The sequence below is a fragment of the Brevibacillus sp. SIMBA_040 genome (genome assembly GCF_046535075.1).
GTDB lineage: Bacteria > Bacillota > Bacilli > Brevibacillales > Brevibacillaceae > Brevibacillus.
The window spans coordinates 1-313 of sequence record NZ_JAWRXI010000111.1 but is presented as its reverse complement, the minus strand read 5'-3'; the positions used below and the strand labels follow the sequence as shown (position 1 = coordinate 313).

Here is a 313-nt window from a genome sequence, read left to right as displayed (position 1 = left end):
CGGGACTCGAACCCGCGACCTCCGGTGTGACAGACCGGCGTGAACTCCAACTTCACCACAGCTCCATATTTGGTTGCGCTCAAGGGCACTCCCATCTCACTTGAGCAAGAAGAGCATTCTGCGTAATTCAAGTGAAAAAATTGGTTGCGGGAGCAGGATTTGAACCTGCGACCTTCGGGTTATGAGCCCGACGAGCTACCGAACTGCTCCATCCCGCGACGTTATTATCAACTTATTTAGTAAATAAGTGGTGGAGGCTGACGGGATCGAACCGCCGACCCTCTGCTTGTAAGGCAGATGCTCTCCCAGCTGA

The 313-nt window shown here is 53.4% G+C and carries 1 tRNA gene; it reads right to left on the bottom strand.

Annotated features, from left to right (window positions below):
• Positions 1–141 precede the first annotated feature (141 nt).
• A tRNA-Met gene (locus SB752_RS32185) sits at positions 142–218 on the bottom strand.
• Positions 219–313: the final 95 nt, after the last annotated feature.